Annotated in this window: 14 protein-coding genes; 9 read left to right on the plus strand and 5 right to left on the minus strand. The window is 69.0% G+C overall.

The features are described 5' to 3' along the window. From LZ009_RS08755 to LZ009_RS08775, 5 genes are all read left to right on the plus strand, one after another. Nucleotides 1-426 (plus strand): biopolymer transporter ExbD, encoded by a 426-nt coding sequence (locus tag LZ009_RS08755; RefSeq protein ID WP_275697520.1) that lies wholly within the window; start codon nucleotides 1-3, stop codon nucleotides 424-426. 6 nt (nucleotides 427-432) lie between these two features. Continuing rightward, complete coding sequence (gene tolA, locus LZ009_RS08760; RefSeq protein ID WP_275697521.1) at nucleotides 433-1,329, plus strand: cell envelope integrity protein TolA; 897 nt, start codon at nucleotides 433-435, stop codon at nucleotides 1,327-1,329. Between the two features lie 249 nt (nucleotides 1,330-1,578). After that, complete coding sequence (locus LZ009_RS08765) at nucleotides 1,579-2,703, plus strand: ABC transporter substrate-binding protein (RefSeq protein WP_275697522.1); 1,125 nt, start codon at nucleotides 1,579-1,581, stop codon at nucleotides 2,701-2,703. A 21-nt stretch (nucleotides 2,704-2,724) separates the two neighbouring features. Further along, a complete protein-coding gene (locus LZ009_RS08770; RefSeq protein ID WP_275697523.1) occupies nucleotides 2,725-3,624 on the plus strand; it encodes a TauD/TfdA dioxygenase family protein in 900 nt (299 codons plus the stop codon). After that, nucleotides 3,624-4,625, plus strand: a complete 1,002-nt coding sequence (locus LZ009_RS08775) for a Bug family tripartite tricarboxylate transporter substrate binding protein (protein WP_275697524.1) — start codon at nucleotides 3,624-3,626, stop codon at nucleotides 4,623-4,625. The genes LZ009_RS08770 and LZ009_RS08775 overlap by 1 nt, the downstream gene beginning before the upstream one ends. 37 nt (nucleotides 4,626-4,662) lie before the next feature. Here LZ009_RS08775 and dnaE read toward each other — a convergent pair whose 3' ends face one another. Then, the gene (gene dnaE, locus LZ009_RS08780; protein ID WP_275697525.1) at nucleotides 4,663-8,130 is read right to left on the minus strand and encodes a DNA polymerase III subunit alpha; all 3,468 of its coding nucleotides are present in this window, start codon (nucleotides 8,128-8,130) and stop codon (nucleotides 4,663-4,665) included. Between the two features lie 53 nt (nucleotides 8,131-8,183). On the opposite strand from dnaE, the gene LZ009_RS08785 reads away from it, so the two are divergent. Further along, nucleotides 8,184-8,915, plus strand: a complete 732-nt coding sequence (locus LZ009_RS08785) for a sulfurtransferase (protein WP_275697526.1) — start codon at nucleotides 8,184-8,186, stop codon at nucleotides 8,913-8,915. 99 nt (nucleotides 8,916-9,014) lie between these two features. Here LZ009_RS08785 and LZ009_RS08790 read toward each other — a convergent pair whose 3' ends face one another. From LZ009_RS08790 to LZ009_RS08805, 4 genes are read right to left on the minus strand one after another with little or no spacing between them, the layout of a single operon-like run. Further along, nucleotides 9,015-9,914 (minus strand): pirin family protein, encoded by a 900-nt coding sequence (locus tag LZ009_RS08790; RefSeq protein ID WP_275697527.1) that lies wholly within the window; start codon nucleotides 9,912-9,914, stop codon nucleotides 9,015-9,017. Nucleotides 9,915-9,924: 10 nt separating this feature from the next. Beyond that, nucleotides 9,925-10,512 (minus strand): flavodoxin family protein, encoded by a 588-nt coding sequence (locus LZ009_RS08795; RefSeq protein ID WP_275697528.1) that lies wholly within the window; start codon nucleotides 10,510-10,512, stop codon nucleotides 9,925-9,927. After that, nucleotides 10,505-10,942, minus strand: a complete 438-nt coding sequence (locus LZ009_RS08800) for a DoxX family protein (protein WP_275697529.1) — start codon at nucleotides 10,940-10,942, stop codon at nucleotides 10,505-10,507. The genes LZ009_RS08795 and LZ009_RS08800 overlap by 8 nt, the downstream gene beginning before the upstream one ends. 39 nt (nucleotides 10,943-10,981) lie before the next feature. Further along, the gene (locus LZ009_RS08805) at nucleotides 10,982-11,686 is read right to left on the minus strand and encodes a pirin family protein (protein ID WP_275697530.1); all 705 of its coding nucleotides are present in this window, start codon (nucleotides 11,684-11,686) and stop codon (nucleotides 10,982-10,984) included. Between the two features lie 96 nt (nucleotides 11,687-11,782). Here LZ009_RS08805 and LZ009_RS08810 point away from each other — a divergent pair, with 96 nt between their 5' ends. Genes LZ009_RS08810 through trmB form a run of 3 tightly spaced genes read left to right on the plus strand, consistent with a single transcriptional unit; the run spans nucleotide 11,783 to nucleotide 14,318 of the window. Further along, nucleotides 11,783-12,727, plus strand: coding sequence for a LysR family transcriptional regulator (locus LZ009_RS08810; RefSeq protein ID WP_275697531.1), 945 nt, complete (start codon nucleotides 11,783-11,785; stop codon nucleotides 12,725-12,727). Then, nucleotides 12,724-13,605 carry a tRNA glutamyl-Q(34) synthetase GluQRS gene (gluQRS, locus tag LZ009_RS08815; protein ID WP_275697532.1) on the plus strand — a complete coding sequence of 294 codons (882 nt, stop codon included), beginning with the start codon at nucleotides 12,724-12,726 and terminating at the stop codon, nucleotides 13,603-13,605. The genes LZ009_RS08810 and gluQRS overlap by 4 nt, the downstream gene beginning before the upstream one ends. Further along, entirely contained in the window at nucleotides 13,602-14,318 is a 717-nt protein-coding gene (gene trmB, locus LZ009_RS08820) for a tRNA (guanosine(46)-N7)-methyltransferase TrmB (protein WP_275697533.1), read from the plus strand. Before gluQRS ends, trmB begins: the two co-directional genes overlap by 4 nt.

Below are 14,318 nucleotides of genomic sequence, written 5' to 3' on the forward strand. Positions count from 1 at the left end.
ATGCCGCACGTCGCCGCCCGCGGCCGCGGCCGCCGCACCATCAACGAGATCAACATGGTCCCGTTCATCGACGTGATGCTGGTGCTGCTGATCATCTTCATGGTCACCGCGCCGCTGATCACGCCCAGCCTGATCGACCTGCCCAGCGTCGGCAAGGCGGCGCGCAAGCCCGACCAGGTGGTCGAGGTGCTGGTGGCCAAGGACGAACGCCTGCAGCTCAAGGCGGGCGACAAGGCCGTCAGCATGCCGCTGAAGGAGATCGCCCCCGCGGTGCTGCAGGCGCAGGCCGGCAAGCCCGCCGGCAGCGTCGCCGTGGTGATCAGCGCCGACCGCAACGTCAAGTACGAGTCGGTGGTGAAGGTGATGGACGCCCTGCAGCGCGCCGGCGTGCAGCGGGTCGGCCTCTCCGTTCAACTCACGCCTTAAGCAGCCATGCACGCGGCCGGCGATCGCCTCGAATTCGCGCCCCCGCAGCCTCCGGGCCTGCTGCGCGCCTTCGTGCTCGCGGTCATCGCGCACCTGCTGCTGGTGCTCGCACTGACCTACGGCCTGCGCTGGCAGCGCGACGTCCCCGTGGTCGCCGCCGAAGCCGAACTCTGGTCGCAGCTGCCGCAGGAAGCCGCGCCTGTGCCGGAACCCGTGCCGCCGCCCCCGCCACCGGCGCCGCCGCAACAGGTGGTCAAGGCCCCGCCCCTGCCCGATCCGCAGGTGCAGCGCGACGCGCAGATCGCGCTGGAACGCGAGCGCGACAAGCGCGAGGCGGAAGAAAAGCGCCAGGCGGAACTCGAAAAGGAACGCGATCGCAAGCGCAAGCTGGAAGCCCAGCGCAAGCGCGAGGAAGAACTCGCGCGCCAGCAGCAGGCGAAGCTCGAGAAGCAGGAGCAGGCCCGCCAGCTGGCCGAAGCCAAGCGCAAGGAAGACGAGAAGAAGAAGCGCGCGCAGGAGCAGCAGGAGAAGAAGCTGGCGCAGCAGCGCGAGGAAAACCTGAAGCGCAGCCTCGCCATGGCGGCGGGCACCGGCGCCCCCGGCGCCACCGGGACCGCGGCGCGCGCCAGCGGTCCTTCGTCGACCTGGGCCGGCCGCGTGGTGGGCCGGGTGCGCCCCAACATCGTGTTCACCGACGACGTTCCGGGCAATCCGGAGACGGTGGTCGAAGTGCGGCTGGCCCCGGACGGCACCATCGTCGGCAAGCGCATCAAGAAGTCCAGCGGCAACACCGGCTGGGACAACGCGGTGCTGCGCGCCCTCGACAAGACCGAGGTGCTGCCGCGCGACGTCGACGGCCGCGTCCCCCCGGCGGGCGACCTCGTGTTCCGTCCCAAGGGCTGAATCCGGCCGCAAGCTGCAACAGGCGTGTTGCGCCAGCCACTGGAGAGTTCCTTGCCCGCGCCTAGGCACGCCGCCTAGGGCGCCGCGCCAGCCTAGGCAACCAAGCCATTCGCTGCTCTTTTTTCAGGAGCACCAATCGCAACCAGCGGTAAGCGAACGCAAGCCACGCCGGAACCCCCTAGCAGGGCCGCGCGCTCGTCGCCAACACTCGCGCTAGCGCGGCCATGCCGCCAAGGGAGTGAGGAAAAAATGAAAAGACGACAGTTCCTGGTTCGCGGATCCTGGGGCGTGGCCGCCGGCTTAGCGGCCCCCGCCTTCACCGCCGGCGCCGCCGCACCCATCGTGGTCGGCCAGTCGGCGGCCCTCACCGGCCCGCAGGCCGGCTTCGGCATCGCCATGCGCGACGGCATCAACGCCGCCCTGCATGCCGCCAACCGCTCCGGCGGCGTCAACGGTCGCCCCGTGCAGCTGCTGTCGCTCGACGACGTGGGCGACAAGGCGAAGACCGAAGCGAACTGCGAGACCTTGAACAACAACCGGCAGGTAATGGGCCTGGCAGGCTTCACCACGCGGCCCTGCTCCGAAGCCGGCGCCGTGTTCGCGGCCAAGGAAGGCCTGGCGCTGGTCGGCGCCTTCTCCGGCACGCCGCTGCTCTATGGCGACAAGGCGGCCACCACCTTCACCACCCGCGCGAGCTACGAGCGCGAACTGGAAGCCATCGTCCACCACTACCGCCAGCTGGGCGTGAGCAAATTCGGCTTCGTGCACCTGGAGGACGCCCGCGCCACCAACGTGCCGCTGCTGGAGAAGATTCTGGGCAGGAAGGGCGGCGAGCTGGTCGTGACCGCCGGCGTCGACCGCAAGGGCCCGAGCCTGAACGGCGCGGCGATGCGCACCCTGGACGCCGCCAAGCCGGAGATGCTGATCATCCTGGCCAACAACGCCCCGCTCACCACGCTGCTGCGCGAGTACGCGCCGCGGACGCTGGTGCTGCCGAAGATGGTGATCTCCTTCGTCGACCGCGAGCGGCTGATCGCCGACCTGGGCACGGACGCCGCGGGCGTGGGCTTCAGCGTCGTCGTGCCCGAATACACCCGCGAGAAGTACTGGGTGGTGCGCGAGTTCCTGGCCAACGCGCGCGAGATGAAGATCGCCGTCACGCCCGTCTCGCTGGAAGGTTTCATCACCGGCCTGGCGCTGGTGGAAGGCCTGAAGCAGGCGCGCGGCGAGAGCCGCAACGCCTTCATCGACGGCATGGGCCGCGTGGGCGCGCTGGACCTGGGCTACACCAACCTGCGCTACACCAAGAGCGAACGCAGCGGCTCGCGTTTCGTCGACCTCTCGCTGGCCTCGCGCAGCGCCGGCATCGTCTGAGTCCTCGGCGCAAGGAAACCCATGGCCCTCACGCATACCCGCATCACGCCCGCCCTGGGCGCCGAAGTGCACGGCGTCGACCTCGCCACGATAGGCGACGCCCAATTCGCCGAGCTGTACGCCGTCTGGCAGCAGCATCACGTGCTGGTGCTGCGCGACCAGCACCTGACCAACGCACAGTTCGAGCGCTTCTCGGCCATGCTGGGCGAGCTGGATCCGCCGCCCAACCAGGGCGCCGGCCGCAAGAGCGTGCCCGGGCACCCCAACCTCTACGTGGTGTCCAACCGCAAGTCGGCCAGCGGCGAAGCGCTGGGCGCCCTCGGCGACGGCGAAGCGAGCTGGCACACCGACATGTCCTACCTGGAGCGGCCGCCCTTCGCGTCGATGCTGTGGTCCATCGAACTGCCCTCGCAAGGCGGCGACACCTGGTTCGCCAGCATGCCCGCGGCGCTGCGCTCGATGCCGCCCGACCTGGTGCGGCGCATCTGCCGCCTGGGCATCAAGCACGACGGCACCTACGACAGCGGCGGCAACGTGCGCAAGGGCATGGTCGCCAACGACGACCCGACGCAGTCGGTCGGCACGGTGCACCCGGTGGTGATCGTGCAGCCCGAGACGGGCGAGCACACGCTCTACCTGGGCCGGCGCCGCAATGCCTACATTCCGGGCCTGCCGCTGGAGGAGTCCGAGCGCCTGTTGAACATCATCTGGAGCTACGCAACGGCGGCGGCGGTGACCTTGTGCCACCAGTGGAAGCTGGGCGACGTGGTGCTGTGGAACAACCTCACCACCATGCACCGGCGCGACGCCTTCCCGGCCGACCAGGTGCGCACGCTGCACCGCTCGCAGATCAAGGGCCGCTACACGCTCGCCGCGCCGATCGCGCAGGAAGCCGGGCAGCCGCAGGCGGAGGCGGCCTGATGCAGCGCCGCACCTTCACCCGCGGCCTGGCCGCCGCCGCCACGCTGGGTTCCGTGTTCGCGGCGCGCGCCGACGCGAACTTCCCGCAGAAGCCGGTCAAGCTGGTCGTGGGCCTCGCGCCCGGCGGCATCGCCGACATCACGGCGCGCATCATCGCGCCGCGCCTGTCCGAGATCCTCGGCCAGATGGTGATCGTCGAAAACCGCACCGGCGCCGGCGGCGCGATCGCCACCAAGGCGGTGGCCGCCAGCGCGCCCGACGGCTATACGCTGCTTGTAGGCTTCGACGGCACGCACGTGACCATTCCGGCCGCCAATCCCGCAATCGGGTTCGACCCGGTGGGCGACTTCGCGCCGGTCGGCAAGGTGGTCGATTCGCCGGTGCTCATCACCGCGCATCCCAGCTTCCCGGCGCGCGACTTCCGCGAGTTCGTCCAGCTGTCCAGGCAGATGATCAGCACCGGCAAAGGCACCTGCGACTACGGCACCTCGGGCGTGGGCAGCACGGGCCACCTGACGATGGAGCTGCTGAAGCTGCGCCTGGGCTTCTATGCGGTGCACATCCCGTATCGCGGCGGCGGCGATGCGCGCGCGCAGGTGCTTGCGAAACAGATCCCGCTGATGCTGGCGGCGGTGCCGACCACGTCGGCCGACATCCGCGGCGGCTACCTGAAGGGACTGGCCGTCACCAGCGCGAAGCGCTCGCCGGTGCTGCCCGACGTGCCCACGCTGGCCGAACTCGGCTTCCCGGAAACCAGGGGCCTGGACGTGAATTCCTGGGTCGGCGTGCTGGCGCCCGCGAAGACGCCGCAGGCGGTGCTGGCGAAACTCGATGCCGCCCTCCGGCAGACGCTGGCCTCGGAAGACGTGAATACGCGCCTGGTGAATGCGGGATCGACGCCGGTGAAGAGCTCGCCGGAGCTGTTCGGCAAGCAGATCGCGGCGGATTTCTCGCAGTGGAAGAAGGTGATCCAGGAGTCGAAGCTGCGGCTGGAAGCCTGAGCATTCGTCGTCATTCCCGCGCAGGCGGGGATGACATTCAGGATTCGTAGACGATCTGCGCCAGCCCTTCGTGCGCCTGCGCCATCCAGCTCGCCAGCGCCGCGTCGGTGGGGAAGAACTTCGCCTGTTCGCCCAGCTGCAGTTCGGCCGTCGCCTGTTCGCGCTGCACCAGTAGCCGCACGCCCAGCCCCCGCACCAGGTCGCCCTGCTCCGAATGCTCGGTGCGCGGGGGGAAGTCGCGCAGCAGGCGCTGGATGTCGGGCACCGTGCCGTTGACGGCCACCTTCAGGTACTTGCCGAAGCGGCAGCGCGCCGTCGCCAGGTCCCAGATCTGCTGGATGTTCAGGCGGAAGCCGCCCGAGAAGCGATCCGGCTGCAGCTTCGCCATCACGACGATCAGCTCGTCGTCCTTGAACCAGGCCTTGTGCGGCGTGAAGACGCTCTCGTCGGCCGCGGCCTCGATCATGTCGGTCTTGTCGTCCAGCTTGAACAGCGCCAGCTTGCCGCGCTGGCCGTTGATGACGCGCAGGTCGTTGACGATGCCGGCCAGCAGCAGCGGCTCGCGCGTGTCCACCAGCTCCTCGATCGTGCGCTTGCAGAAGCGCCGCACCTCGCGCTCGACCTCGTCGAACAGGTGGCCCGACAGGTAGAAGCCGATGGCCGTCTTCTCCTGCGACAGCCGCTCCTTCACGCCCCAGGGCATGGCATCGACCAGGTCCGGCTCCTGCGTGCTGGCGCCGTGCGAGTCGTCGCCCAGGTCGAACAGGCCGCCCTGGTTGGCGTTGGCGGCCGCCGCGTTGGCGAAGTCGAAGGCGCGGTCGATGGAAGCCACGAGCGCGGCGCGATTGAGGTGCAGGTTGTCGAAGGCGCCGGCCTTGATCAGCGCCTCCACCGTGCGCTTGTTGATGCGCGTGCGGTCGACGCGCACGCAGAAGTCGTACAGGCTCTTGAACGGCCCGCCCTCTTCCCGCGCGGCCACGATGGCCTCGACCGCCGATTCGCCCGTGCCCTTGACCGCGCCCAGGCCGTAGCGGACCACCTTGTCCGAGATCGGCTCGAAGCGGTAGGTGCCGCGGTTCACGTCCGGCGCCTCGAAGGTGATGCCGAAGTTCTTGCGCGCGTCCTCGAACAACACCTTGAGCTTGTCGGTGTTGTCCATTTCGATGGTCATGTTGGCGCAGTAGAACTCCGCCGTGTAGTGCACCTTCAGCCAGGCCGTGTGGTACGCGAGGAGCGAGTAGGCGGCGGCGTGCGACTTGTTGAAGCCGTAGCCCGCGAACTTCTCCATCAGGTCGAAGATCTCGTCGGCCTTCTCCTGCGGGATGCCGTGGGTCTTGTCGGCGCCGGCGCGGAAGCGCTCGCGGTGCTCCGCCATCTCCTCGGCCTTCTTCTTGCCCATGGCCCGGCGCAGCAGGTCGGCGCCGCCCAGCGAGTAGCCGCCCAGGATCTGCGCGGTCTGCATCACCTGCTCCTGGTAGACCATGATCCCGTAGGTCTCGCTGAGCATCTCCGCCACCGCCGGGTGCGGATAGTCCACCTGCTCGCGCCCGTGCTTGCGCGCCACGAAGGAGGGGATCAGGTCCATGGGACCGGGGCGGTACAGCGCGTTCAGCGCGATCAGGTCTTCCAGCCGCGAGGGCCGCGCGTCGCGCAACATTCCTTGCATGCCGCGCGATTCGAACTGGAACACCGCCTCGGTCTTGCCGTCGGTGAAGAGGCGGTAGGTGTGCGCGTCGTCGAGCGGGATGTTCTCGAAGGCAAAGTCCTCCTGGCCCGGATGGCGCGCCACGATGAACTTGCGCGCCAGCTCCAGGATGGTCAGCGTGGCCAGGCCCAGGAAGTCGAACTTCACCAGGCCGGCGGCTTCGACGTCGTCCTTGTCGTACTGGCTCACGGCGGAATCGCTGCCCGGCTGCTGGTACAGCGGGGTGAAGTCGGTCAGCTTGCCCGGGGCGATCAGCACGCCGCCCGCGTGCATGCCGATGTTGCGGGTCATGCCCTCGAGCTTCTGCGCGAGATCCAGCAGGGTTTTGACCTCGTCCTCGCGCTGGTAGCGCTCGGCCAGCACCGGCTCCTGCTTCAGCGCGTCGGCAATCGTGATGTGCGTGCCGGGCTTGTTCGGGATCAGCTTGCTGATGCCGTCGCAGAAGGTGTAGCTCATGTCGAGCACGCGGCCGACGTCGCGCACCGCGGCTCGCGCGGCCATCGTGCCGAAGGTCGCGATCTGCGACACCGCGTCGCGTCCGTACTTCTCCTTGACGTACTCGATGACGCGGTCGCGGTTGCCCTGGCAGAAGTCGATGTCGAAGTCGGGCATCGACACCCGTTCCGGGTTCAGGAAGCGCTCGAACAGCAGGTTGTACTGCAGCGGGTCGAGGTCGGTGATCTTCAGCGCATAGGCGACCAGCGAACCGGCGCCCGAGCCCCGGCCCGGGCCGACCGGGCAGCCGTTCTGCTTGGCCCAGTTGATGAAGTCGCCCACGATCAGGAAGTAGCCGGGGAACCCCATCTTCAGGATGGTGCCGATCTCGAACTCGAGCCGGTCGACGTAGCGCTGGCGCTGCGCCTCGCGCTCGGCTTCCTTGGGGAACAGCTGCACCAGGCGTTCCTTCAGGCCCTCGTGCGAGGCGAAGCGGAAGTACTCCTCGGCCGGCATGCCGTTGGGCGTGGGAAAGTTCGGCAGCTGCGGCTTGCCCAGCACCAGCACCAGGTTGCAGCGGCGCGCGATCTCCAGCGTGTTGGCGATGGCCGAAGGCAGGTCGGCGAACAGCGCCTCCATCTGCGCCTGCGTCTTGAAGTACTGCTCGCGCGTGAACTTGCGCACGCGGCGCTGGTTTCCCAGGATCTCGCCTTCGGAGATGCAGACCCGCGCCTCGTGCGCCTCGTAGTCGTCTTCCTTGGTGAACTGCACCGGGTGCGTCGCCACCACCGGCAGGTTCAGCCGCGCGGCCAGTTGCACCGCGGCCGCGACGTGCACTTCGTCGTCGTTGCGGCCCGCGCGCTGCAGTTCCAGGTAGAAGCGGTGCGGGAAGATCGCCGCCAGCTGCAGCGCCGCGTCGCTGGCACGGCTCTCGTCGCCTTGCAGCAGCGCCTGGCCGACGGGGCCCGCCTGCGCGCCCGAGAGCAGCAGCAGTCCTTCGTTCAGTTCCTGCAGCCATTCCACCTTGCAGACGGCCTGCGCGCGCACGACGTTGCGCGTCCAGGCGCGCGCCAGCAGTTCGCACAGGTTCAGGTAGCCCTGGTGGTTCTGCACCAGCAGCACCACGCGCGAGACGATGGACGGATCGGCGCCCACGCCTTGCAGCATGAATTCGCAGCCCACCACCGGCTTCAGGCCCTTGCCACGCGCTTCCTTGTAGAACTTGATCGCGCCGAAGGCGTTGTTGAGGTCCGTGATCCCCAGCGCGGGCTGGTTGTCGGCCTGCGCCGCCTTCACGATCTCGTCGATGCGGTTGGTGCCGTCGACGACGGAGAATTCGGTGTGCAGGCGCAGGTGGACGAACATGGCTGCATTGTAGAAAACCGGCGGCCCTTGACTTCTTGCGAGAATCCCCTGCCGTGAACAAAGTCCTCAACGTTTCCGCCTACCGATTCGTCGCCCTGCCCGATGCGCAGGACATGCGCGCCCCGCTTCTGGAGCGGGCGATTTCCCTGCAGCTGAAGGGGACGGTGCTGCTGGCCGGCGAAGGCATCAACCTCTTCCTGGCGGGAACGGAGGCGAACGTGCGCGAATTCCTGGCGTTGCTGCGCGCCGACCCGCGCCTGGCCGACCTGCAGGCGAAGGAAAGCTGGTCGGACACCGTGCCTTTCGGCCGCATGCTGGTGAAGTTCAAGCACGAGATCATCCGCATGAACCACCCGGCGATCCAGCCGCAGGCGGGCCGCGCGCCGGCGCTCGATGCCGCGACGCTCAAGCGCTGGCTGGACCAGGGCCACGACGACGCCGGCCGGCCGGTGGTGACGCTGGACACGCGCAATGCCTTCGAAGTGGACTACGGCACCTTCTCCGGCGCGATCGACTGGCGCATCGCCAAGTTCAGCGAGTTTCCGCAGGCCCTGGAGGAGCACCTCGACGAGCTGCAGGGCAAGACCGTGGTGAGCTTTTGCACCGGCGGCATCCGCTGCGAGAAGGCGGCGCTGGTGATGCGCGAGGCGGGGCTGCACGACGTGTGGCAGCTGGAAGGCGGGATCCTCAAGTATTTCGAGGAGACCGGCGGGGCGCACTTCGAGGGGAAGTGCTTCGTGTTCGACGAGCGGGAAGCGCTGGATCCAGCGCTCAAGCCCAAGTGAGAGACCTTGTCATTGCGGGCTTGACCCGCAATCCATCGCCCGGCGCTTGAACAACCCACCGGGGATGGATCCCGGCTCGAGGCCGGGATGACATGCTCCTCAGGAGATCGGCTCCGGCGGCGTGAAGCGCGTCGGCGGCAACGGGATGAATTCCTGGTCGTCGCCCGGCACCGTCCCCATCCGCATCGCCTCCCAATCCTCGCTGGCCTGGAGGATGCGCTCCTTGCGGCTGGACACGAAGTTCCACCACATGTGGCGCGGCGCATCGAGCGGCGCGCCGCCCACCACGACCAGGCGCGCGCCGGACGGCGCGAAGACGACGCTCGGTTTGCCGGGCTCCAGCACGGCCATCACCTTCTCGGGCAAGGCGGTGCCATCGACTTCCACCGCATGGTCCACGCCATACAGCGCCAGCTCCGCCGCCAACGCGGGCAATTCCACGCGCCCGCCCGCCGGCAGCCAGATGTCGAGATAGATCGTTGGCGACAAGGCCGCCACCGGCGAGCGCACGCCGAAGGCCTCGCCCACCAACACGCGCACGCGCGCATCGCCGACGCTGCACTCGGGGATCGCATCGGCGGGCGTGTGCGAGAACGAGGGCGCCACTTCCTCCTGCGCCAGCGGCAGCGCGGTCCACAGCTGCAAGCCGTGGTTGACGTACTCCTGGCCGCGCAGGTGCTCGGGCTTGCGCTCGGAGTGGACGATGCCGCGGCCCGCGGTCATCCAGTTGATGGCGCCGGGTTCGATCAGCTGCGTGCTGCCCAGGCTGTCCCGGTGCATCATCGCGCCCTCGAACAGGTAGGTCACCGTCGCCAGGCCGATGTGCGGGTGCGGCCGCACGTCGTGGTTGGCGTCCGGCGTTTCGCGCGCGGGGCCGAAGTGGTCGAAGAAGATGAAGGGACCGACGCTGCGCTGGCGCGCGGCGGGCAGCAGCCGCCGCACGAGGAAGCCGCCGCCCAGGTCCTTCTGGTGGCCGTCGAGGAGTTGGGCAATGGGCATGCCCTGGACTTTACTGCGGCTGGAAGCCGGGGTTGCCACCCCGGCCTACGGTCCAGCGCTGCGCCGCAGCGGCCACCCTTTCGCCGAAGATGCGCGCGGTTTCCAGGTCGCCCGCGGCCATCGCATCCGCGCCGGCATCCGAGGGCGACTGCGCGATCGCGCCGCTGTACGACACCAGGTAGTTGACGTCGTCGCGCTTCGCCGCCTTGGTGTTGGCCGGCATCAGGCCCTGGCTCACCCAGAGCATGCCGTGCTGCATGGCCAGCGTGAACAGCGTGGTCAGCGTGCCCTGCTTGTCGCCGTTCATGCCGGCACTGTTGGTGAAGCCGGCGCCCAGCTTGTCCTTCCATTCCTGCGCGAACCACTGCTTGCTGGACGCGTCGGCGAACTTCTTGAACTGCCAGCTCACGCTGCCCATGTAGGTGGGCGAGCCGAAGATGATGGCGTCGGCCGCCTTCAGCTGCTCCCAGCCGCCGGCGGGCAGGTTGCCCTCGGCATCGATGGCGAGCAGCGTGGCCCCGGCGCCGCGGGCCACCGCCTGCGCCAGGCGCTGGGTGTGGCCGTAGCCGGAGTGGTAGACGACGACGACTTCAGGCATTGTTTCGCTTGCCGTCGAGGCTCAGGCGGCCGGCGCCGAAGGCGGCAAAGGCGAGCAGGCCGCCGACGATGGCGAGGTTCTTGGTGAAGCTCAGTTTCTGCATCATGACCTGCGCTTCCGGCACGCCCCAGTAGTTGTGGAAGATCGGCGTGATCACGGCGGTGAAGATCGCGAGGCCCAGCGCGGCCCAGCGCGCCTGGAAGCCGACCAGCAGCAGCAGGCCCAGGCCCAGTTCGGCGGCGATGGCGATCGCGGCGCACACCTCGGGCAGCGGCACGCCCTTGGAGGCGATGTAGCCCACCGTGCCGGCGAAGCCGGCGATCTTGCCCCAGCCGGCCGGGATGAACATGTAGGCGATCAGCACGCGGCCGATCAGGGCCATGACGTCATGGGCGCCGGATTGGGTGTTGGTGGTGTGGATGGTGGGCATAGCAAAAGCTCCCTGTCGTTGATGAAAATGAAGAAAAACTCAGTCGGCCGCGAGGTCGAACACCAGCACTTCGGCGTCCTTGCCCTCGGCCAGGGTGATCTGCGATTCGGCAACCAGCATCGCGGCGTCGCCGGCGGCCAGCTTGTTGCCGTTGACGGTGAGCGCACCGCGCACCAGGTGCACGTAGGCCTGCCGCTTCGGGTCGAGGGCGATGCTCGCGGTCTCGGCGCCTTCGAAGAGGCCGGCGTAGACGCGCGCATCGGCGTGGATGGTCACCGAACCCTGCGCGCCGTCCGGCGAAGCCACGAGGCGCAGCTTGCCGCGCTTCTCGGCCTCGGCAAAGCCCTTCTGCTCGTAGCCCGGCTCGATGCCCGTCACGTTCGGCTCGATCCAGATCTGCAGGAAGTGCGTGGTCTGGTCCTTGGCGTGGTTGAACTCGCTGTGCTGCACGCCGCGGCCCGCGCTCATGCGCTGCACGTCGCCGGGCGGGATGCCCTTGACGTTGCCCAGCGTGTCCTTGTGCGCCAGCTGGCCCGAAAGCACGTAGCTGATGATTTCCATGTCGCGGTGGCCGTGCGTGCCGAAGCCGGTGCCCGGGGCGATGCGGTCCTCGTTGATCACGCGCAGGTTGCCGAAGCCCATGTGCTTGGGGTCGTAGTAACCGGCGAACGAGAAGCTGTGGAAGGACTTCAGCCAGCCGTGGTCGGCATAGCCGCGGTCCTGGGATTTGCGCAAGGTCAGCATGGGGATTCCTTTCAACGAACCTGAATGTAGGGGCGACAAGCCTGGGCGAGGCACCCCGGTTTTTGATGGCATCATTCGAAAAAACTGAATAATGCGATGCCCACCCCCCGAGAAGTCCTGACTCCCGACGCGCTGGCGCTGGTGCAGGCCGTGGCCGATCGCGGCAGCTTCGCGGCCGCCGCGCGCGACCTGGGCCTGGTCCCCAGCGCCGTGACCTACCGCGTGCGCCAGGTCGAGGACGCGCTGGACGTGCTGCTGTTCGACCGCAGCTCGCGCCAGGCGAAGCTCACGGCCGCCGGCAACGAGCTGATCTGCGCCGGCCAGCAACTGCTGCAGGACATCGATGCGATGGCCAACCGCGTGAAGCGCGTCGCCACCGGCTGGGAGGCCGAGTTCACGGTGGCCGTCGACAGCGCGCTGTCCGTCTCCACCACGATGGAACTGGCCGAATCCTTCTACGCATTGCAGCCGACCACGCGCCTGCGGGTGCGCGAGGAGGTCCTGGGTGGCACGCTGGAAGCCGTGATCGCCGGCCGCGCCGACCTGGCGCTGGGCGTGGTGCTGGAGCCCGGCACCACGGCCGGCATCCAGAGCCACGAGCTGGGCGACCTGCTGTTCGTCTACGCGGTCGCGCCGCACCATCCCCTGGCCTCCGCCGCACAGCCGATCTCCGACGAAGTGCTGCTCAAGCACCGGGCCGTTGCCGTCTCCGACTCGGCGCAGCAACGCGGCGCCGCCCTCACCATGGGCCTGCTCGCCGGGCAGGACGTGTTCACGGTGTCCAGCATCCGCGCCAAGCTGGATGCGCAGCTGCGCGGGCTGGGCGGCGGCTTCCTGCCGGAGCCGCTGGCGCGTCCCTATCTCGCCAGCGGCCGCCTCGTCGCGCGCGACGTGCAGAGGCCGACGCGCAAGATCCGCATGAGCTACGCCTGGCGCAACGCCGGCAACCTCGGTCCCGGCCGCGCGCTGCAATGGTGGCTGGCGCAACTGGAAAGCCCGGCGACGCGCAGCGCGCTGCTGGAGCGCCACACGACGGCATGAGCGCGTACCGCGGCCGCTTCGCGCCCTCGCCCACCGGTCCGCTGCATGCGGGCTCGCTGGTGGCGGCGCTCGCGAGCTGGCTCGATGCGCGCGCGCAGGGCGGCACGTGGCTGGTGCGCATCGAGGACGTGGACCGGCCGCGTTGCGTGCCCGGGGCGGACGAAGAAATCCTGCGCCAGCTGGCGGCCTGCGGGCTGGTGCCGGATGAAGAACCGGTTTGGCAGTCGCAGCGCGACGGGCTCTACCAGGCGGCGCTCGATCGACTCGCAGCCGCCGGCGACGCCTACCCCTGCGCCTGCTCGCGCAAGGACATCGAAGAGGCTTTGCGCGCCCTCGGACGCGAGCGGCCGCGGCATGGCGAACTGGTGTATCCCGGCACGTGCCGCGGCGGCCTGCATGGACGCACCGCGCGGGCCTGGCGTTTCCGCGTCGCACCCGGCGTCGTGCAATGGCAGGATCGCCGGCTCGGGCCCCAGCAACAGTTCGTGGCTGAGGCCGTCGGCGACTTCGTCCTCCAGCGCGCCGACGGCCTCTTCGCCTATCAGCTGGCAGTCGTCGTCGACGACGCCGACCAGGGCATCACCCACGTCGTCCGCGGCGAAGACCTCGCCGACAACACCGCGCGCCAGTTGCTGCTGCAAGGCGCGCTGGGACTGCCGACGCCGGCCTACCTGCACACGCCGCTGGTCCTCGGCGCCAACGGCGAGAAGCTCTCCAAGCAGAACGGTGCCGCGCCTCTCGACCTGCGCGATCCGCTCGCCGCATTGCAATCGGCGGCAGCCACCCTGGGGCTCACCATCCCCGGAGAGCAAGCCCTGGCCGGCTGGCTCAGCTCGGCCGTCGAAGCCTGGGCCGCGCAGTGGACAATCACGGCATGAGCGAACCCAAGAACACGCCCGAGAGCGTGGCCCCCGACACGGTCCCCTTCCCGCGCGGCATCCGCAGCTACGTGCGCCGCGCCGGCCGCACCACCGCCGGCCAGGCCAAGGCGCTGGAGACGCTGGGACCGACCTTCCTGGTGCCTTACCAGTCCCGGCCGGTCGACCTCGCCGCCCTCTTCGGCCGTGCCGCACCGACGATCCTCGAGATCGGCTTCGGCATGGGCGAGGCCACGGCACACATCGCGAGCGTGCGTCCGGACGACAACTTCCTGTGCTGCGAGGTGCATCCGCCTGGCGTCGGCGCGCTGCTCAAGCGCATCGGCGAACAGGAGATCGGCAACATCCGCATCGTCGAACACGACGCGGTGGAGGTGCTGGACAACATGCTGCCGCCCGAGTCGCTCGCGGGCGTGCACATCTTCTTCCCCGATCCCTGGCACAAGGCACGCCACAACAAGCGCCGCCTGGTGCAGCCGCACTTCGTCGCCAAGCTGCTGCCGCGCATGCAGAGCGGTGCCTACATCCACTGCGCCACCGACTGGGAGCCTTACGCGCAGCAGATCCTCGAAGTGCTGGCCGCCGAGCCGCAGCTCGTGAACACGGCCCCGGGCTTCGCGCCCAAGCCGGACTACCGCCCGCTCACCAAGTTCGAGAACCGCGGGCTGCGCCTCGGGCACGGCGTCTGGGACGTCGTGTTCCGCAAGCGCTGA

Origin of the sequence: Ramlibacter paludis, assembly GCF_022012305.1 — a bacterium.
GTDB lineage: Bacteria > Pseudomonadota > Gammaproteobacteria > Burkholderiales > Burkholderiaceae_C > Ramlibacter > Ramlibacter paludis.